Origin of the sequence: Nocardia sp. XZ_19_385 (genome assembly GCF_015355755.1) — a bacterium.
Classification (GTDB): domain Bacteria; phylum Actinomycetota; class Actinomycetes; order Mycobacteriales; family Mycobacteriaceae; genus Nocardia.
Map to the genome: position 1 here is coordinate 124,886 of NZ_JACVEE010000007.1, position 18,558 is coordinate 143,443.

Here is an 18,558-nt window from a genome sequence, read left to right on the forward strand (position 1 = left end):
TTGCAATGCCCTGTCCCGCAACCTGATTCGCCTACGTGCTGACATTCTATCGAGGAGTCGACCATGGCCGCGCAGTCTCTTCCCGGGGATCGAGTCTTCGACGAGAGCGCACCCGTTACGCTCGCGTTCTACTGCCCGATCCCATCGTCGTTTCATCCGAATGCGCAACTCGTACAGGACCGTTCGTTCGACTGGATGGAGCGCTTCCGGCTGTTCGGGGACGCGTCGATGCCACGAAGGAGTGCATTGGCCACCGAAAGCGCCCGAGTCACCGGGAGCATGACCCCCGGCGCACCCGATGATCTGCTGTTGTTCGTAATGACCTTCATGTATTGGGGGTTCCTGGTCGACGACCTCTTCGATACCGGCACCGTCACACAACGGCGCCAGCAGTACCGTGAGCTGGCACCGCGATTGATGCGGGCGGTAGAAGCGCCGCTGGCGCAGGTCCACGACGACCCTGCGCAGGTGGCGCTGCTGCGTGACATGCGCCGCTATCTGGACCTGCACCTCTCGCCGGCTCTGGTCAGGTGGTGGGTCGCCTCGTATCAGACAGTGCTGCTCGGGGTGGCCCTCGAATTGGACGATGCGCTGAATGAGACGCTGCCCGGCATCGATGAGTACCTGTTCACCAAAATGCTCGACGGTGCGGCCCGCGCCGTCACCACCACCGTGGAGGTGTGCGGAGGCACCGAACTTCCCGCGGCCGAGCGGGAAAGCCCAGCCGTCACCGCGCTGACCCACGCCGCAGGCTTGCTGATGACCCTGTTCGCTGATGTGTCGTCCCACACCAAGGACTCCGTGACTGACCGCAATATCATCAATGTGCTGCGGTGCGCGGGGCGCAGCTGCGACCAAGCTCTGGACGATGCCGTCGAGTTGTGCGACCGGATCATGGCGTTGTTCCTCGAATTGCGCACGCAGACCCTCCCCCGGGTCAGCCCCTCGACCTCGGTCTATCTGACCAACCTCGGCACCTCGCTGAGTGGAGTCCTGGACTGGTCCGCGATGACCGCCCGGTATGCCGCAGCAGGACGCCCGTGCGTGACTCGTACCGATCAGCCGCCCCGAGCCGGGCTCACGCCACCGCCATACGTGAACATCGCCTGGTGGTGGGACCAACTCGACTCGTAGGTCCACGACTACTCACTCGCTCGAGCAATTGGCGAGTCCCGGCACAATCGAGCCCAGCGGCTACGTCATATTCATTGTTTTCGCGCGCAGTCTGCAACCAAAGCCGCGGGCGGCGGCTCGTTCCTCAGCACCATATCGGCCCGACAAAGTATCCCGTTCGTGCACGACGGCAATTCCAGGGCGCGGCTACGCATTGAGCCCACCACATCGCTGTAGGGTTCAAGCCGCCTAGATTCTAGGTTCTCCGCTGAATTCTGCACCAGCTTTTCGCAAGATCGCGACGACCTCCAGCGGGGTTGTTCCCACGGAGGCTTCGCTTCAACGACCGCACAGTCGATGGGAAGGATTGCGATGGCACGCGAAGGAACAGAAGGACTCGAGCCGGTAAATCAGGTTGGTGGTCGTCGTCGGAGAACCCGGCGTTCGGTCGCGCTCGCCGCAGGACTGCTGGCTGTTTCCGGGATCGGCTACTGCCTTGTCAGTGCCCCGGGCTCGATGGCCCAGGCGGAGCCCGAGAATGCCTCGTGTACCGAAGGCACCGGAAAACTCACGGTCAGCGAGGATGTGCCCGATTCGATCGAGGCCCCGATAGATCCCGACTCCGCCCCGGCCCCGAAGGCCCCCACCCCGGTCAAGGCTTCGGCGAACATTGATTTCCCGAATGCGGACTGTGCACGCGAAGAGAGCGGGAAGTCTAAGACAATCTCGTTCGAGGTAGTGGACAACTCCTGCGTGATCACCGCGGAGATCGATGAGGCCGAGGCCAAGACCGCCAGCGGTGGCGTCGACAAGTCAACGGAGGGAACGTTCGAGTTGAAAGTTCCACTCGACGGTAAGCCGGCAACAGCGATACTCACCGAAAAACTGACCGCGGACAGCGAAAACGCATCGAAAACCGTGACGGCCGAAGGAACCATTACCGGCATCAAACTGCCAGGGTGCACTGCAGTTCCAACAGGAACATTCGCTCTGGAATACGTCTCCTACACCTTTGCGGAGTAGATGATCGGCACTAGTTCAGTTCCGCAAACCAACTTTGTTCGCAGCGTCGCGCCGATAACTATCGGCGCGACGCTTGGTAGAGAAGCGCTTAGAAGAAGGGGTGGAGAGTGCCTATCGGGCGCAGGGATTCGTTGGCGCGGCTGGCTGGGCTGATGACCCGATATCGAAGTCGGGTATTCGCCGGATGGTTGATCGCGGTGGTGCTCGGCCTGTTCGGGCTGCCACACCTGCTGGGATCGTTGGTCTCTCCACCGTTCGAGGTAACTGGCTCCCAATCGCAACAGGCAGGCGCGGTGCTCGCCGCGGGCCTGCCGTCCCTCGGCAACGAGCCAATGATTGCCGTATTCCATTCTCCGTCGTTGCGGGCGACGGACCCAGCATTCCGGGCGGCAATCAACGCCGGAATGGCCGCATTAGGTCAACAGGACGGCATCTCCGGAGTGATCTTGCTTCCGGTGGTCGGCGACCCCGAGCTCTCGCCGGTGCTGGACGAGACCCTGGAACCGCTGCGACCGCTGCTCCACGACGAGCACACCGCCTACATGCTGGTGGGAGCCTCCGGCAACGACCAGGAACGTCAAGACCGGGCGCCGGCCCAACAGGCCGCCGTCGACCAAGCGTCCGGGGCCGCGTCTGCGGGCGCGGTTCGCACCTACCTGGTCGCAGCGTCGGCCTTCGGCCAGGTATTGCAGGAAGCCGAAATCGCGGACTGGTTGCGCATCGAGCTGGTCGCGGTGCCCGCCGCAATCGTTGTGCTGCTGTTGGGCCTGCGAGCACCGGTGGCCGCGCTGGTGCCGATGATCATCGCAGGCGCATCGATCGTGACCACCCTGGGGTTGTTCGCCCTGCTGGCCGCAGCCTTCCCGGTGGACGGCATGTTACTGATCGGGGTGAACACGATCGGATTGGGAATCGGCATCGATTACGCGTTGTTCGTGACGAACCGCTACCGGGAGGAACTGGCCGCCGGAGTCGACCCGGAGAAAGCCCTCCGGACCGCGTCGGCCACGACGGGCCGCACAGTGGTGTACTCAGGATTGATCTTGTTTATGGCGTCTGTGAGCCTGTTCCTGGTGCGTTGGCCGATATTCGCCCAGTTCGTCGTCGGTATCATGGCGGTGACCGCAGTGACATTGGCGGCCTCGCTCTCGCTGCTGCCCGCCGTGCTGGCGTCGCTGACCAAGCGGCTCGAATGGCAGCCCCGGCTCCTGTCGCCGCGGGTTCCGCTCGCTGACGGCGCGACCAGAAATCGACAGTGGCTGGCTCGCTGGGCTGAGCACCTGATGCGCCACCCCTGGCCGTACGCCATCGCAGTCACCGCGGGCCTGCTGTTGACCGCGACGCCGCTACCCGACATGAGACTGGGTATCGACCTGGAACGCCGCGCACTGGCCGACACGTCATACATGACCGGTCTCGAGCTCACCGAACCGGATGTGCCGGGTTTGGCGAGCGCTGTGACCGTGCTACTCGAGCGGCCCGCCGACACCGGTGCGCCGGACCTCGGGCCACTGCTGGCAGCCCTGCGGACGGACCCAGAAGTGGCCGCGGTCACCGAACTCGACAATGGCGTCGACCTCACCACCGTGATTGTCATCCCGAAGCACGTACCCGCCGCACTGCCCGCTGTCGAACTGGTGCACCGGATCCGTACGCAGATCGTCCCCGCGACCGCTCCGAACGGTCTCCCCGTGCTCGTCGGCGGCACCAACGCCGTCGTCGCCGATATTCTGACCGAAACCTCGACGAAGCTGTGGTGGGTGGTCGCCTGTGTGCTGACCCTGATGTTCTTGATGCTGGTCGTCATACTCCGCAGCCTGCTCCTGCCGCTGAAGGCCATCCTGATGAACCTGCTGGCCACCGGCGCGGCGTTCGGACTCACCGTGCTGCTGTTCCAAAACGACAGCGAAGGCATGATCTGGCCGCAGGTGCCATTGATCGTGTTCGTGCTGCTGTTCGGGTTGTCCACCGACTACGAACTATTCCTCGTCCGTCGGATCCAAGAGGAATATCTCCGCACCGGAGACAACCGCGCCGCGGTCGTGACCGGTCTGCAACGCACCGCGCGACCGCTCTCGCTCGCCGCAGCGATCCTGGCCGTCGGATTCGGCAGCCTACTGGTGTCGGAGATCAACGGCCTGAAGGAACTCGGATTCGCCATCGCCGCGGCCTTGATCATCGACGCCACCGTGATCCGCCTCATCCTGGTGCCCGCGCTGATGCAGATCATGGGCAGCTGGAACTGGTGGCTTCCCGTGCTCGACCGCCGAGCACCGAACGCTCGAACCGAGCGAGTCGCCGAACCAGTTCCAGCCGCATGACGGGGTTGGTAACGCTGGCTCAGCGAGCGACTACCAAAGAGGCGAATTCGTCTCGGAGTGCGATTTCAGAGTGCTGCGCAGACCACCAGTAGGCGCACGTGATCAGGCATTCCCGCATATCAGGCACCTCGTGCGTAATATTCATCGGTGTGGTGATGACCGTGTAAGGAAGAAAAGGCCGCAGCAGCGTATCCGCTCGGTGCCGGACCTCCCGCTCGTCGGGCGAGCCCGGCATCTGCTGCCATTGCTCCCAGCTGCAGATATTGGGGATGGGAACGCTGGGCTTTTCGTTCTCGGTCCGCCATCGGTTCACGCCTTCCACAAGGAGTTCGACGCTGGCGGCCAATGTCGGTGCCGACGTGCCTGAGCCCAGGATTTCCAGGCGATTGTCGGCTGGACGGTCAGCTGCGGCGATCGTGAGAACGAGTTCGGCGATGTCTGTCGTCGACACCGTCTCCACGTAGGCCGACGGGTCTCCGATAACGCAGGGAACGAGCCCTGTCGCCCAGCCCGCCATGAGCTGGTACAGACCGCTGAATCGGGCGGCCAGGCCGTCTGAGCGCCGTCCGACCACCAACGGCGGTCGGACGATGCTGACGTGGCGGAACCGTGAGGTTGCCTCGCGTTCAGCTACAGCTTTGGACCACTCGTAGGCATTGCGGTAGTCGGCGAGTTCGTCGGATTCGATACTGCCCGCGAGACCGTTGGCGTACGCGGTGGAGAGATGGATCAGGTGCGTCTCGTCGTCGGCCAGAGCCTCCAACTCCAGCAGCGGGACGACATTCGCGGCGTAGGCAACCTCAGGGGTCAGATCGAAACGCGGCCGCGCGGCACTGTGAACAATGACGTCCCAATGGCGTCGAAGCTGGGCTGGGGGAGCCGAGTCCCCCATGGCCCAGCTCATCACCCCGGGCCCACCGCTGGCAGAGCAAGCTAGGAGTTCCCAACCATCTGCCCGCGCCGCCGCCGCCAGCTCGAAACCGACAACTCCGGTCGCTCCAGTCAAAAGCATTGTCCCGCGCGTCATTTCGCTCCTCAAGTGATCGAATGAATGTGAACGGCCCGTTCTTCTATCCGCGGTGGTGCCCGCGTCGGCGAACGGCAATGATGACAACGCGGGCCCAGCAACGGCCTTCGGCGATCAAGCTCAGACAACCACGATCATCACGGGTTGAGGCTGTGGTCGCGTCAACGACACACCCCGAATTTGGAGACAGTTCGGCCTTGGACGCGGGGCAACTCGTCGTGCGAGTGTGACGACGTCAGCCAATTGCGTTCCAGCACGCCGAGTTCGGTACACGGCGGTGCGTCGTAGAACCATTCCCGCGCGATGCGATGCCAGTTGCCGCTGGCCCGGAGTTTCCCGAGCAGGGCCAGGGTGCCGTACTCCACGCGACGAGCGAGAGCGTGTTCGGCGGGGGCATACTCCCGCCGCCACATCTCGAAGTAGCCGCGGCGTGGATCGATGAAGGCGAGAAGGGATGTCGCGGCGGCGTCTTCAGCGATACGGATCTCGGCGTCGGTCAGCAGCCAGCCCGAGACCTCGTGCAGCAACCGCAGGCATTCGTCCGAGGTTGCCGGTGAGTCCGGTTCCAGCACACCGTAATCCACCAGCAGCGCGCGTAGTTCCGCGCCGCGGTATTCGGCAGCCGCTCGGACGCAGGCGAGTTCGAAGTCGACGGCGGCGTGGTCCATATGTTTGAACAGGCCGAAATCGAGGAACGCGACTTTCTCGTCGGGTGTGAGCAGAATATTGCCGGGGTGCGGATCGCCGGTGAAGCGCCGTTCCCGGATCATCGTTCCCAGGTAGAAGCGCAGCAGGATCTCGCCCACACGGTCGCGTTCGGCGTCGGTGAGCGCGGCCATCGCATCGAATCGGCGCCCCTCGATCAGCTCGGTGACGAGCACCCGTGCGGTGCACAGTTCCGTCTCGATGCCGGGGATGCGGATGAACGGATGACCGCGGTAGATCCCAGCGAGGGTCGCGTGGTGTTCGGCTTCGGTGCGGTAATCGATTTCCTCGGCGAAATGGGTGGCGAGTTCCCGGATGAGCGCATGGTCGGTGATGGCCGGCGCGACGCTGCGCAGTAGGCGCGTCACCAGGCTGAGGTTCTTCAGGTCGGCTCGGATCGCGACGTCGATGCCGGGGTACTGGACCTTGACCGCGACCGCGCGTCCATCGGCGAGCCGGGCACGGTAGACCTGGCCGATCGAGGCCGCCCCTATCGGCTGCTCGTCGAATTCGCTGAACACCGTGTCCATCGGACGCCCGTAGTCGCCCTCGATGACTGTCCGCATCTGCTCGAACGGGACCGGCGCCGCCTGGTCGTAGAGGGCGGCGAGCTTCTGCCGAAATCGCTCGCGTTGCCGAGACGGCAGCGTGTCGGTGCCGAAGACTGCCAGAAGATCGAACATCGACAGCAGCTGCCCGGCCTTCATGGCCAGACCTTTCATACTGCCCAGCACGGTGACGATGTCCTCGGCCGCGTCGGCGAGCGCGCGTTCGGTCCGGGCGATGCGTTCGGCATCGGTATCGCGGACCATCGACAGCGTGACGCCCGCGCCTCGAACAGCTTGCCCCACAACGAGTTTGCCCACCTTGGCGCCGCGGCGCGCACGGGAGAGGGGAATCTCCTTCGCCATCGAAGTCCTCTTTTCAGCGACCAGTCGAGATTAACAGACGTACACGTCGACTAATCAGCTGTTCGCCGCCGCGTTCCGCAGACCCGGAGTCAGTACCGCCATCGCGGTGTCGATGTAGCGCCGCCGGTCGGCTGCACCGCGCCCCTGCAGCGCGCGCATGACCGGCGGAATCGTGAGGGCCAGCAGCATCCAGCCGACATCGTCTGTATGCACGTCGTCCCGGAGGGCGCCGGAATCGACTGCGCGGGCGAGGAATCGGTCGACGGTGGCGGCGAGGATGCCACCCAGGCCCAGGATCCTGGAGTTGAGTTCGTCGTCGATGCCCGGCAATTCGAACAATAGTGCGCGCATGAGCGCCGGATCGGATTCGGCGATGTGGCACATCCGCTCGACGGCACCCGACCAGGTTCGGATCAGCTCGTCGACGGTGATCTCGGAATCCAGGGTGGCTGGCTCGAACACATCGCCGGCGATCTCGGTGAGCAGCCGATCGAGACCGTAGTCGACGACATCGTCGAGAATCGCGCGCTTGCTGTCGAAGTAGCGGTAGAAGGTGCCGTAGCCGACGCCCACCTCGGCGGCGATGTCCGCGGCCGAGGCCGCGGCGTAGCCCTTGGTGGTGAACACACGGTAGGCGGCCGCGATGAACTCGCGCCGACGCCGCTCACTGTTCTGTTCGTCGCGCGGTCGGCCGGGCCCGCGACCGCGCTTGGCTGGTTCGGTCATCCAGCACATCGTATGCGCATCGACCTCGGATCAACTCTTGCACTTCTGTCTGGGACAGTTTATTTTATGACGTACTCGTCCGCTAATTGAGTACCGATCAAAGACGTATTCGTGCCGCCGGACGTTCTGGACAAAGGGGTCGCTCTATGAGGAAATCGAACCTGGCCGTGGTGACCGGGGCCGGCAGCGGGATCGGCCGGGCCACCGCTCTGCGATTCGCTGCCCACGGCGCCACCGTGATCGTCGCCGACATCGATGAGCGCGCTGGCAACGAAACCGTCACGCTGGCACGGGCAGCCGGTGGCGGGGCGGAATACCGCTGGCTCGACGTCGCCGACGCCACCGCGTGGGAGGACTTCGCCGCGCGGACAACGCGCGACAACGGCGTCCCGGACGTGGTCGTCAACAATGCCGGGATTCTGATCTCGGGCGGATTTCTGGAGCAGAGCGGGGACGACTGGCGGCGCATGATCGCGGTCAACATGATGGGCCCCCTCCTGGGCTCTCGAGTGTTCGTCCAGCAGATGGTCGACGCGGGAAAACGTGGAGCCATCGTCAATATCTGCTCGGTCGGCGCGTTTCTGCCGACCTCCCTGGCCCCCTCCTACGTGACTGCCAAAGCCGGAGCGTGGATGGGCACCCAGGCATTGCGGGCCGAGTTCGCGGGCCAGGGCATCCGGGTGAGTGCGGTGTGTCCCGGGCTGATCGATACCGAGTTGTCGGCCAACGGCAGCCGCGCGGGCGCCGACGAGCTCGCCGAGGCGGAATGGGCCGCGAAACTCGCTCGCGGCCAACGGTTCTTCGGCAGATCCCCGGATCGGGTCGCGGCGGCGGTCGAACGCGCGATTCGCTGGAACCTCGCGACCGTGCCGGTGGGCATCGAAGCCTGGGCCGGGTGGTACCTGGCCCGGCTGTCACCCGGATTGCTGCGCGGCCTCAACGGGCTGGTCCGGATGCCCTTGGCGGAGAAGGCCGTTCGGCTGTCCGATCGAGTGCTGGGTGGGCGGCGATGAGAACAGCGATCGTGACCGGTGGCGGCGCCGGCATCGGACGGGAGACGGCTCGGCTGCTCGCGAGCACCGGCTATCGGGTGGTGGTAGCCGATATCGACGAGAGCAGCGCCCAGACGGTGGCCGACGAGATCACCACCGCCGGTGGACGCGCGCACCCCTACCGGCTGGACGTGGCGAGTGAAGCGCAGTGGGACAAATGCGCCGAGTGGATCCGCGGAGAGTTCGGTCCGGCCCATGTGCTGATCAACAACGCGGGGGTCATGGACACCGGCGGATTCGTCGAAACCAGTGCGGTGCAATGGCAGCGCACCATCGACGTCGACCTGATGAGCGTGATCTACGGATCCCGGGTGTTCGCCCGACAGATGATCGACGCCGGCATCGAAGGCCACATCGTCAACCTCTCCTCCGGGGCCGCGTTCTTCCCCGCCAAGTACATCCCCGCCTACGCCTCGGCCAAGGCCGCGGTACTCATGGCCAGCCAGGCGCTACGAGTGGAGTTGCGGCCCAAAGGGATCGGTGTCACAGCCATCTGCCCCGGCGCCGTCCGGACCGACCTGATCGCGCACGGAGAACGCGCCGGACTCGATGCGACCCAGCAGGCCGCCTGGCGTGCCGAGGCCGGCCGCGTGCAGGGACTGGCTTTCGCGAAACCGGACAAGGTCGCGCGAATCATCGAACGCGCGATTCGCCGGAATCCGGCGATCGTGCCGGTGAACCCCGAGGCCTGGATCGGCTACGGACTATTCCGCCTGTCACCCGGCTTGGTTCGCGCCGTCGGCAGTGTGGGGTCGCTCGACCTCGCCGACCGCCTGCTGTCGCGAGTGCAGCCGCTACTGAACCGAATCACGAGGTGAGACATGATGAATGACACTGTGTACCCGCAGTATGAGGTCGCCGTGGTGGGCGCGGGGCCGGGCGGCATCGCGGCCGGGGTGAAACTGCGCCGGGCCGGTATCGATGACTTCGTCGTGCTCGAGCGTGCTGACGAAGTCGGCGGCAGCTGGCACGAGAACCACTATCCCGGTCTGGGCGTGGACGTTCCGGCGCTGGCCTACCAGTACTCGTTCGCGCGCAAGTCGACCTGGAGCCGGGTCTTTCCGCTCGGGCCGGAGGTCAAGCAGTATCACGTCGAGGTCGCGCAACGGTTCGGGGTGCGCGACCGGGTGCGCTTCGGCGCCGAGGTCGATCGCGAGGAATGGGACGACGATGCCGAGTACTGGACGCTGCACCTGACGGACGGGACCACGGTCACGGCACGATTCGTCATCAGCGCGGTCGGTGCGTTCGTACGGCCCAAGGCCGATGTCGGCATCCCCGGAGCCCGGTCGTTCAAAGGCATGGTGCTGCGGCCCAGTAGTTGGGACCACGACTACGACCTGGCCGGCAAACGGGTCGGCATCATCGGCACCGGAGCCAGCGCGGTCCAGATCATCCCGTCGATCGCGCCGGAGGCCGGACGGCTGAGCGTCTTCCAGCGCACCCCGGTGTGGTCACTGCCCAAGCCCGATTTCCGGATTCCCATTGCGCTGCAACGTATTCTGGCGCTGCCGGGCATTCAGCCGGTCTTGCACGCCAGCGCGCTGGTGGTCGTCGATCTCGCTTTGCGCGCCGTGGTCGGCCTGCCGGGCACGGTCATCCATCCGCTCATGGATCGCTTCGACGCCGGTTGCCAGGCGTTGTATCGGCGCTATCTGGCGCGCGTGATCAGCGATCCGGAAACCAGGGCGGGTCTGACGCCGGATTTCGGGGTGCTGGCCAAACGCCCGACGCTGTCGAACAGCTATCTGCGCGCCTACAACCGGGACAATGTCACGCTGGTGACCACGCCGATCGAGAAGATCACGCCCACCGGTGTTCGGACCGCAGATCGGAGGCTGCATCGGTTCGACGCGCTGATTCTGGCGACCGGTTACGAGGTGTTCTCCGATCCGGAGACCTACCGCCCGGGAACAGTGCTGGGCCGCGCTGGATTCGATCTGGCCAAGTTCTACAACGAGCAGGGACTACAGGCGTATCAGAGCGTGTCGGTCCCCGGCCTGCCCAACCGCTGGACGCTGGTCGGGCCCTACTCTTGGACCGGGTCCGGATGGCATGCCTTCGTGGAGATGACCGCCGACCACGCGGTACGCGCCATCGGTGAAACTCGTCGGCGCGGCACGCGGTGGTGTGAGGTCCGCAAGGAAGCCGCCGATGCCTATCACCGTGATATCCACCGGCGCGGTGCGGCGCTGCGCTACTACCTGGCCGACCTCAATGGTCACGTCCCGACCTACTACCGGAACTCCCAGGGTGACAGCACCTATGTGCGGCCGTCCGGATTCTTCGAGGCGCGCCGAGGCAACCGTCGGTTCCCGCTCGACGACTACCGGTACGGAGTTCGAGCAGCGGCAGGGGCACCGGCATGACCACGCCCGCAACGTCTTCCGCCGTTCCTGTGACGCGAGAGGTCGTCAGTATCGAGTTCGCGAGCCGGGCCAGCGTCCGGTTGCGCCTAGCGCATGCTTTGCTGCGCGCCGTGCTGCGGCCCGCGGTCGACGGGCTGTGCGTGCTCGCCGAGCGAACCCCGCTCCGCGGGGCCCCGGCCTTTCGCATCGCCAACCACGCCGAGTTGCTGGCCGTTCCGCTGCGTGCGCCGCGCGGTACCCGGCGGGAACCGGTGCGATTCCCGGACTTCCGGGCCGAATGGCTGTGGCACCGAGACGATCCCGGACCGGACGCAACCGAACACGGGGCGATTCTGTACTTCCACGGTGGCGGGTTTCTGGCCGGCGGCTTGCACAGCCACCGCCGCCTTGCTGCTCGTATCGGCCGAGCGTCGGGTGTGGCACTGCTCAACGTCGACTACCGCCAGCTGCCGAGGGGACATTTCACCGATACCGTCGCGGACGCGATGACCGCGTATCGCTATCTGCTCGAGCGTGGATTTCCCGCCGACCGCATCGTCTTCGCCGGTGACTCGGCCGGCGGGGGATTGGCCTTCGCGCTCGCGCTGGCCGCACGCGCACAAGCGATTCCGCTTCCGGCCGCCATCGCGGCCATCGCCCCGTTCGCCGATCTCGATCCCACGATCCGGCGCTCCCATCCCAACGATCGGCGCGATGCGGTGTTGTCGGCGCGGGCACTGGCGATCCCCGCGCTGATCGGTTTCGCTCGCGACGGCGTCCTCGATCCGATGTGGTCGCCGGTCAATCATGATTTCACCGGCATGCCCCCGGCGCTGATCCAAGTCAGCAATGTCGAAGTGCTGCTTCCGGATTCGGAGGCGCTGGTGCGCCGATGTGCCGAAGCCGGCGTTCCGCACACTCTGCAGATCTGGGACAACGCCATCCACGTCTTCCACGCCGGTGCTGATCTGCTGCCGGACGCGCGAGCGGCCATCACCGAGATCGGTGCCTTTGTTCGCCGCGTCATCGACACCCGGACGAGCCTCGCCGCCGACCGGACCACCGCGGCGTGACCCCGCCGCACGACCACGGACAGGTTTCCATGAGTTCCACCAGTACACCCTCCTATGAGGTGCTCGTCATCGGCGCGGGTTTCGGCGGGATCGGCACCGGCGTCGCACTGCGCCGCGCGGGCATCGAGAACTTCCTGATCATCGACAAATGGCATACGGTCGGCGGCACCTGGAACGCCAATACCTATCCCGGCGTGGCCGTCGACGTGCCCGCGCCGATCTACAACTTCTCTTTTCAGCAGCGCTCGACCTGGTCTCGATTCTTCGCGCCCGGCACCGAGATTCAGCGCTATGCCGAGGAAGTGGTGGACCGCCAGCAGTTGCGTGGCAAGCTGCGGTTGGGATGCGGTGCCAGCGCGGCGCGTTTCGACGAAGCCGCAGATCTGTGGCGGGTGCAAACCACCGACGGCGACGAGATCACCGCCCGATTCGTGGTGAGCGCGGTCGGGGCGCTCGAACAGCCGAAGCCACCGGCGATTCCCGGCATCGACGCCTACGCGGGTACCCTCATGCACACCGCGCGCTGGGATCACTCCTACGACTACCGCGGCAAGCGCGTCGCTGTCATCGGCACCGGAGCCACCGCCCTGCAAGTGATTCCGAAGCTGGCCGAACTTGCCGGGCAGCTGACCGTGTTCCAGCGCACCGCGATCTGGGTCGCGCCCAAGCCGGACTTTCCGATGGGCGCGCTGAGCAACCGGGTGCTCGACTTCGCGCCCGCCCAGCGGGCGGTTCGGCTTCTCGGCAATGTCGCGGTCAACGCCTTCCTCGGTCTCGGATTGGCGTTGTCGGACTATCCGCGGGTGACCTCCGGTGTCCTCGGAACCGGCGAGGCGCTGCTCAAGGCCTATCTGTTCACCCAGGTTCGGGACCGCGGCTTGCGACGCGCGCTCACCCCGGCCTACCGGCTCGGGTGTAAACGACCGTCGATCTCCAACAGCTACTTCAAGACCTACACCCGCCCGCACGTGGACCTGGTCACCACACCGATCGAGCGTTTCACCGCGGGCGGCATCGTCACCGACGACGGCGCGCTGCGCGAATTCGACATGGTGGTGACCGCCACCGGATTTCGGGTCATGGATCGCGGCGCGACACCGCCCTATCCCGTATACGGTTGCGGCGGAATCGAACTGGGTGAGTTCTGGGATACCAACAAGTACCAGGCGTACGAGGGTGTATCGGTCCCGGCGTTCCCCAACATGTTCCACATCTTCGGGCCCTACGGCTACGCGCCGGGTTCGGTGATCCCACTCATCGAGGCGACCGCAGCGCACAGCGCACGGGCGATCGGGCAGGCGCGACGGCGCGGCGCCACACGCGTGCAGATCCGCCAGGAACCACACGACGCGTACTTCGCGCGAATGTATGCCCGCAACAAGAACACCTACCTGTTCCAGCAGGGTTGCGCGGCCTCGCGCACGTACTACATCAACTACCAGGGCGACGGGCCGGCGTTCCGGGCCACCACGCAACTCGGAATGTATTGGAGCAACCGGCATTTCCCCCTCGACCACTACCGATACACCACGACGCGACCCCTCGTGTCCGACACCCCGCCGGCCCCCGCTCGGGCGCTGACCACCGACCACTGATCCGGAGACGGCCATGAGTATCACTTCGTTCCTGCACACCCAGCACGCCGCACGACAGCCGGTCGACGACTCCGTGTTCGATTCCGCCGCATTGGTCTTCACCGTCGAGCGGATCTTCGACGCACCGGTCCAGGCCGTGTGGACCGCCCTGGACGACGAGCACGCCTGGAAGTGGTTGCCAATTCCTCGCTCCGGCGTGCACTACGACGCACCGGCGCGCGGCGCCGGGGTGGTGCGAGAAATGGGGTCCGTGTTCGCGCCACTGCGCTTCCTGTGGGTGGAACGCGAGAAGTTCTGGCGGTACGAACCGAACCAGCGCATCACCTTCGGTGTCGTGAGCGGGAACTGGAGCCAGTACCTGCTGGTGCGCCAGTACGCCGAGGATATGACCTTCGCCGATATCGGTGACGGCCGGACAAGGCTGGTGTGGACGGTCGCGGTCACCCCGCGACTGGCCGTGCGTTTCGCCACCTGGTTCCCGCCGCTGTGGCGCGCGGCGTACTCACTCGGTGGTGTCGGCCCCCTCTTTCGGCGGCGCGTCGCCCACGTAGCACGCACAACCGCAGCGCCGGGACCGATCAACACGAACGGTATCTCCTCAGCCGAGCCGGCCGGTCGAAATGTCGAGGAAGGTATCCAATGACTCGAAGCAACGGAGCCGCAACGGGATTCGCCGTTTCGCCGGAGATCCCCCAGCATGAGGTGGTCGTGATCGGTGCCGGCATCGGCGGTATCTGCGCCGGTGTAAAACTCCAGGAGATCGGGATCGAGAACTTCCTCATCGTCGATCGGATCGGCGGTCTCGGCGGCACCTGGTACAGCCACAGCTACCCCGACGCTGGCTGCGATATCCCCAGCACCACCTATCAGTTCTCCTTCGCCCGGAAACCTGACTGGGACCGATTCTTCGCCAAACGCGATCAGATCCTGGAATATCTCGAAGAGGTAGCGGCGAATTACGACCTGCCGCGCCGAATGCGCTTCCACACCACCATCGTTCGCGAGGAATGGGATGACCAGCACGCACTGTGGCGGCTGCATACAGCATCCGGGGGAGTGCTGACCGCCAGGTTCGTGATCAGTGCCGTCGGCGCCTACATCAACCCGAAGACCGCGCCGAACATCCCCGGGTTGGACTCCTACACCGGGGTTTCCATGCATCCGGCGAGTTGGAATCACGACTTCGACTTCACCGGCAAGCGAGTGGCGATCGTCGGCGTCGGTGCCAGCACCATGCAGATCGCGCCGAAGCTCGCCGCGCAGGTCGAGCGACTCGACATCTACCAGCGGACCCCGCAGGTCTACCTGCCGAAACCGGATTTCGTGCTGCGCCCGTGGATGCAGCGGCTCCTCGCCGTGCCCGGCGGCTCGGCGGTGGCCAACGGTCTCGCCCAGACAGTGATCGACTCGATGCTGCGGGTCGCTGTCTACACTCCGGCTCCGGTGTGGAAGATCGGCGCGCGGCTGGTCGACTTCCTCGGCCGGAACGCCTATGCGGGATGGGTGCGATACAAGGTGAAGGACAAGGCGATTCGCCAGCTGCTGCGTCCCGGCTTCGGCATCGTCTGCATCCGCGGCGGCGCGGGCGGCGACTACCTACCCACCCTCAACCGCGACAACGTCGAACTGCTTACCGCCGGCATCGCCGAGATCACCCCGACCGGCATTCGCAGCGCCGACGGCCTCGAACGCGAAATCGACGCCCTGATCCTGGCCACCGGCTACGAGGTGTTCTCCGACCCCGAGAGCTACAAACCCGGAACCGTGATCGGCCGGGACGGATTCGACCTCGGCGCTTTCTACAACACCAAGGAGCTCAAGGCCTACTACAGCACCGCCGTCGCCGGTATCCCGAACCGCTTCATCATGATCGGTCCCTACTCCTGGACCGGCACCGCGTTTCACTACTTCGTGGAGAACGCCATGCGGCACATCGCCACCGTCATCGACGAGACCCGGCGCCGAGGGGCCACCGTCGTCGAGGTGCGCGCCGAGGCCCAGGAGCGTTTCCATCAGGAAATGCTCCGCAGCGGCCGGAATCTGGCCTATTACCTGGAAACCCGATGCTCGGGATCCAACAGCTATTTCATCAATTCGCAGGGGAAATCGCCCTACATTCGACCGTGGTCGCTACTGAAGACCTACCGCAAAGCCGTCCGCTTCGACCGCGAGGATTACAGTTACCGCCACTCCCTCGAACTGGAACCGGTCGTCCTATCGGGTGCGGAGATGGAAATCGCACGACGCCCACCAGCGGAAATTCGAACTCAGTAGTGCAGGGGGCCGTGAGCTTCGCTGAGCGGGCGGGCGGACCCGTGGCCGCGTTCGGCCAGAATCTGCGCTGCGATCGATTATCGCGGTTTCGCACCGTGGTCTGCGTGCTCACCCACGACACCAAATTCGGTCGGGGGTCATCCGCGCGAGGTTAGCGCCGCACGCTGCCCGTATGACCGCCGCTATCGGCCGTCGTGCCGATGATGTCGCCCGCCCGGGGAAGGGGTCGAGTTGGGTCGGCAGGATGGTAGTTCAATGGTGGGATAGTCGAGCAGTCGGTGCAGATGGGCACAGAAGTCGTCGACGCTGCCGTAGCGGGCCAGGATCTCGCTCAGCAGACGGCGCGCGCCGAGGTCGCCCAGCGAGTGTTCCATCACAAACCCCTATGTCCTGTGCGCCCTGTGGCGTAGCCCCTGGTCGTGCGGAGGTCTCGTCCGGCCCCATCCAGCGGAACCCAGTTCGGACGAGATTGCCTCTGCCCCTTCAGAGGTCCCGGGGCTCCCGGGGTCGGCGCCGAGTGTAGCGGCCAAGCACGCGGGCCAGACAACTTGTGGCCAGCCATGCTCACTACAAGCAACCGAATCGGGACTATTCGCCCGCTTTCACTCATTTTCCAGCTCTTCGGCTAGGCAGATCGTAGGCTTCGGGCGGTGTTCGACGCTGGTGCAACCGATCTCGTGGCAAGTTCGCTCACCGCGAGCAACCGGGGGTTACCGTGTCGAGTCGCTGGACGGCTTGCTGGTTGCCGTTCCTTTGGGCCGCCCGCCCAAGTAGGTCCGGGTGCTCGGTGCCCCTGAGTCAGGTGCCGAAGCGTCCCGGGCAGGCAGTGTTCGAGCGCCCGGGCCCGCGGGACACCCCGACTCCTGCGGGCCCGGCTGCCTCTCAGATGCCACCCCCGGGCGTGGGAGCCTGCGAGACGCTGGTCTCGATCGATAGGGTGCGCCGGGTGAGCCGCTACGACATGTGAGTGCTCGGTGGGCCGGAAAACGCCATTCCCAACTCGACACCTTCACGACTGCAATCTGCCGGATGTCATTCACGCACTCCTCGACCCGGCGCCCGGCCGCATCAAGACGCAGATAGCCATGCCCAGCGGTTTCATCGTCCATGTCGCAGGCGACCTCGATCTGCGCACGGCAGGCGGATTCGACGCCGGGCTACAGCAAACCGAAGCCTTGACAGTCCCTGGTGCTCGGATGCTGCTGAACCTGCGCGAGGTCGGATTCCTCGGTGTTGCCGGGCTCAACGTGCACGACACCGCCTATCAACGGTGCGCCCGAAAGCATGTGAGACTGTCGGTGCTCGCCGCACACCGAACCGTCACCCGCCCGATCAGCCTGGCCGGGCTGACTCACTGCTTGGACTGATTCGGTGTGTCCTGGCCAACCTTGCACCAACCTTTGGTGTTTCAACCCTATGGCCGGGCCCGCCTCACCCATGCGCCCGGTCTGTTCTGGCACAGTGGCCGGTGTGGGCGACTCCGAGACCGACATACGACTGACCTACACCGTGGAGATCTCGGCCCCGGGCCGTTACGCGCACCGGTGGTGGCAGGTCAGCAACGTCGGAAACCCAGCCCAGGTCGCCGCGGCGCTGACCGAACTCGCCGCCCGCCTCGAGCGCGACTTGCACTACCCGGCGCGTCGGGATCGGCGCTTGCGCAGTTGGTTTCGGTGCGAGCTGTGCGGACCCGACGGTCTCGTGCTCGAATGCCCTGAAGGCCCGGCGGCGGCGCGTCACCTGCCGGGCGTGTTACGTGGACTCGCCCTGACTGTCGCGTCGATTCCTGTTCGGGCCCGACACGTGGCGATCAAGGGCCGCGACTGATCGCGGTGTCCTCGTCTCGATGACTGCCTCACCCACACCCATACCGCACAGTCCAAGCGACTAGGCGCGTGTCAGTGCAGGTCACCCGGCCTTGGCGCGTCTACGCTGATGAGTTGTCAGATGCACGTTTCTCGATGGTGTGGAACGGGGTAGCGATGGCAGGCAAGTTCGAACTTTTCACCGATGCGGCGGACAAGGTTCGGTGGCGGCTCAAGGCGGGCAATGGTGAGGTGATCGCGCAAAGTCAGGCGTATGCGAGCAAGGACGCGGCCAGTAAGGGGATCTCGTCGGTGCAGAGCAACGCTGCTGGCGCGGCGGTCGTAGACCTCACCGAGGCAGCCAAATAGCTGTTCAGAGCCTGAGCCCTGACCGTGCCGAAGCCACGTGGTCAGGGCTCAGCCTTCTTATACGGCGCCGCCACGGGGCCCAAGCGGCACGGAAGTCCGGGGACGAAGTCGACACTCCCGATTATGGACGAAAGCGACAGGTCAGAGCGCAGCGCGGGGGGCCGGAATCCGGGATCAAGCAAAGTCCGTACGATCCCCGCGGTGCTTTCCACGCCG

At 65.3% G+C, this 18,558-nt stretch carries 17 protein-coding genes; 13 read left to right on the forward strand and 4 right to left on the reverse strand.

Annotated elements, in window-relative coordinates:
* Nucleotides 1–63 precede the first annotated feature (63 nt).
* From IBX22_RS35475 to IBX22_RS35485, 3 genes are all read left to right on the forward strand, one after another.
* Nucleotides 64–1,134: a hypothetical protein gene (locus IBX22_RS35475; RefSeq protein ID WP_194820204.1), complete on the forward strand. Its 1,071-nt coding sequence runs from the start codon at nucleotides 64–66 to the stop codon at nucleotides 1,132–1,134.
* A 351-nt stretch (nucleotides 1,135–1,485) separates the two neighbouring features.
* Nucleotides 1,486–2,136 (forward strand): hypothetical protein, encoded by a 651-nt coding sequence (locus tag IBX22_RS35480; protein WP_194820205.1) that lies wholly within the window; start codon nucleotides 1,486–1,488, stop codon nucleotides 2,134–2,136.
* Nucleotides 2,137–2,288: 152 nt separating this feature from the next.
* Nucleotides 2,289–4,457, forward strand: a complete 2,169-nt coding sequence (locus tag IBX22_RS35485; RefSeq protein ID WP_194820206.1) for an MMPL family transporter — start codon at nucleotides 2,289–2,291, stop codon at nucleotides 4,455–4,457.
* 19 nt (nucleotides 4,458–4,476) lie between these two features.
* On the opposite strand, the gene IBX22_RS35490 is transcribed toward IBX22_RS35485, so the two are convergent.
* From IBX22_RS35490 to IBX22_RS35500, 3 genes are all read right to left on the reverse strand, one after another.
* Entirely contained in the window at nucleotides 4,477–5,484 is a 1,008-nt protein-coding gene (locus IBX22_RS35490; RefSeq protein WP_194820207.1) for an NAD(P)-dependent oxidoreductase, read from the reverse strand.
* A 161-nt stretch (nucleotides 5,485–5,645) separates the two neighbouring features.
* Nucleotides 5,646–7,100: an AarF/ABC1/UbiB kinase family protein gene (locus tag IBX22_RS35495; RefSeq protein WP_194820208.1), complete on the reverse strand. Its 1,455-nt coding sequence runs from the start codon at nucleotides 7,098–7,100 to the stop codon at nucleotides 5,646–5,648.
* Between the two features lie 54 nt (nucleotides 7,101–7,154).
* Nucleotides 7,155–7,826, reverse strand: coding sequence for a TetR/AcrR family transcriptional regulator (locus IBX22_RS35500; protein WP_194820209.1), 672 nt, complete (start codon nucleotides 7,824–7,826; stop codon nucleotides 7,155–7,157).
* 146 nt (nucleotides 7,827–7,972) lie between these two features.
* Between IBX22_RS35500 and IBX22_RS35505 the strand changes: the two genes are divergently transcribed.
* The 7 genes from IBX22_RS35505 to IBX22_RS35535 are packed head-to-tail and all read left to right on the forward strand — an operon-like array spanning nucleotide 7,973 to nucleotide 16,168.
* Nucleotides 7,973–8,839 carry an SDR family NAD(P)-dependent oxidoreductase gene (locus tag IBX22_RS35505; RefSeq protein WP_194820210.1) on the forward strand — a complete coding sequence of 289 codons (867 nt, stop codon included), beginning with the start codon at nucleotides 7,973–7,975 and terminating at the stop codon, nucleotides 8,837–8,839.
* On the forward strand, nucleotides 8,836–9,696 hold the full coding sequence (locus IBX22_RS35510; protein ID WP_194820211.1) for an SDR family NAD(P)-dependent oxidoreductase: 861 nt from the start codon (nucleotides 8,836–8,838) through the stop codon (nucleotides 9,694–9,696). Before IBX22_RS35505 ends, IBX22_RS35510 begins: the two co-directional genes overlap by 4 nt.
* 6 nt (nucleotides 9,697–9,702) lie before the next feature.
* Nucleotides 9,703–11,247: an NAD(P)/FAD-dependent oxidoreductase gene (locus IBX22_RS35515; protein ID WP_194820254.1), complete on the forward strand. Its 1,545-nt coding sequence runs from the start codon at nucleotides 9,703–9,705 to the stop codon at nucleotides 11,245–11,247.
* Nucleotides 11,244–12,299: an alpha/beta hydrolase gene (locus tag IBX22_RS35520; RefSeq protein ID WP_194820212.1), complete on the forward strand. Its 1,056-nt coding sequence runs from the start codon at nucleotides 11,244–11,246 to the stop codon at nucleotides 12,297–12,299. Before IBX22_RS35515 ends, IBX22_RS35520 begins: the two co-directional genes overlap by 4 nt.
* A 29-nt stretch (nucleotides 12,300–12,328) precedes the next feature.
* Nucleotides 12,329–13,894 carry an NAD(P)/FAD-dependent oxidoreductase gene (locus IBX22_RS35525; RefSeq protein WP_194820213.1) on the forward strand — a complete coding sequence of 522 codons (1,566 nt, stop codon included), beginning with the start codon at nucleotides 12,329–12,331 and terminating at the stop codon, nucleotides 13,892–13,894.
* Between the two features lie 13 nt (nucleotides 13,895–13,907).
* A complete protein-coding gene (locus IBX22_RS35530; protein WP_194820214.1) occupies nucleotides 13,908–14,537 on the forward strand; it encodes an SRPBCC family protein in 630 nt (209 codons plus the stop codon).
* Complete coding sequence (locus IBX22_RS35535; protein ID WP_194820215.1) at nucleotides 14,534–16,168, forward strand: NAD(P)/FAD-dependent oxidoreductase; 1,635 nt, start codon at nucleotides 14,534–14,536, stop codon at nucleotides 16,166–16,168. Before IBX22_RS35530 ends, IBX22_RS35535 begins: the two co-directional genes overlap by 4 nt.
* A gap of 182 nt (nucleotides 16,169–16,350) precedes the next feature.
* On the opposite strand, the gene IBX22_RS35540 is transcribed toward IBX22_RS35535, so the two are convergent.
* Nucleotides 16,351–16,542, reverse strand: coding sequence for a hypothetical protein (locus IBX22_RS35540; protein WP_194820216.1), 192 nt, complete (start codon nucleotides 16,540–16,542; stop codon nucleotides 16,351–16,353).
* 711 nt (nucleotides 16,543–17,253) lie between these two features.
* On the opposite strand from IBX22_RS35540, the gene IBX22_RS35545 reads away from it, so the two are divergent.
* From IBX22_RS35545 to IBX22_RS35555, 3 genes are all read left to right on the forward strand, one after another.
* The gene (locus IBX22_RS35545; RefSeq protein WP_194820217.1) at nucleotides 17,254–17,535 is read left to right on the forward strand and encodes an STAS domain-containing protein; all 282 of its coding nucleotides are present in this window, start codon (nucleotides 17,254–17,256) and stop codon (nucleotides 17,533–17,535) included.
* 103 nt (nucleotides 17,536–17,638) lie between these two features.
* Nucleotides 17,639–17,995 (forward strand): hypothetical protein, encoded by a 357-nt coding sequence (locus tag IBX22_RS35550; RefSeq protein ID WP_194820218.1) that lies wholly within the window; start codon nucleotides 17,639–17,641, stop codon nucleotides 17,993–17,995.
* Between the two features lie 68 nt (nucleotides 17,996–18,063).
* A complete protein-coding gene (locus IBX22_RS35555; RefSeq protein WP_375540317.1) occupies nucleotides 18,064–18,342 on the forward strand; it encodes a YegP family protein in 279 nt (92 codons plus the stop codon).
* Nucleotides 18,343–18,558: the final 216 nt, after the last annotated feature.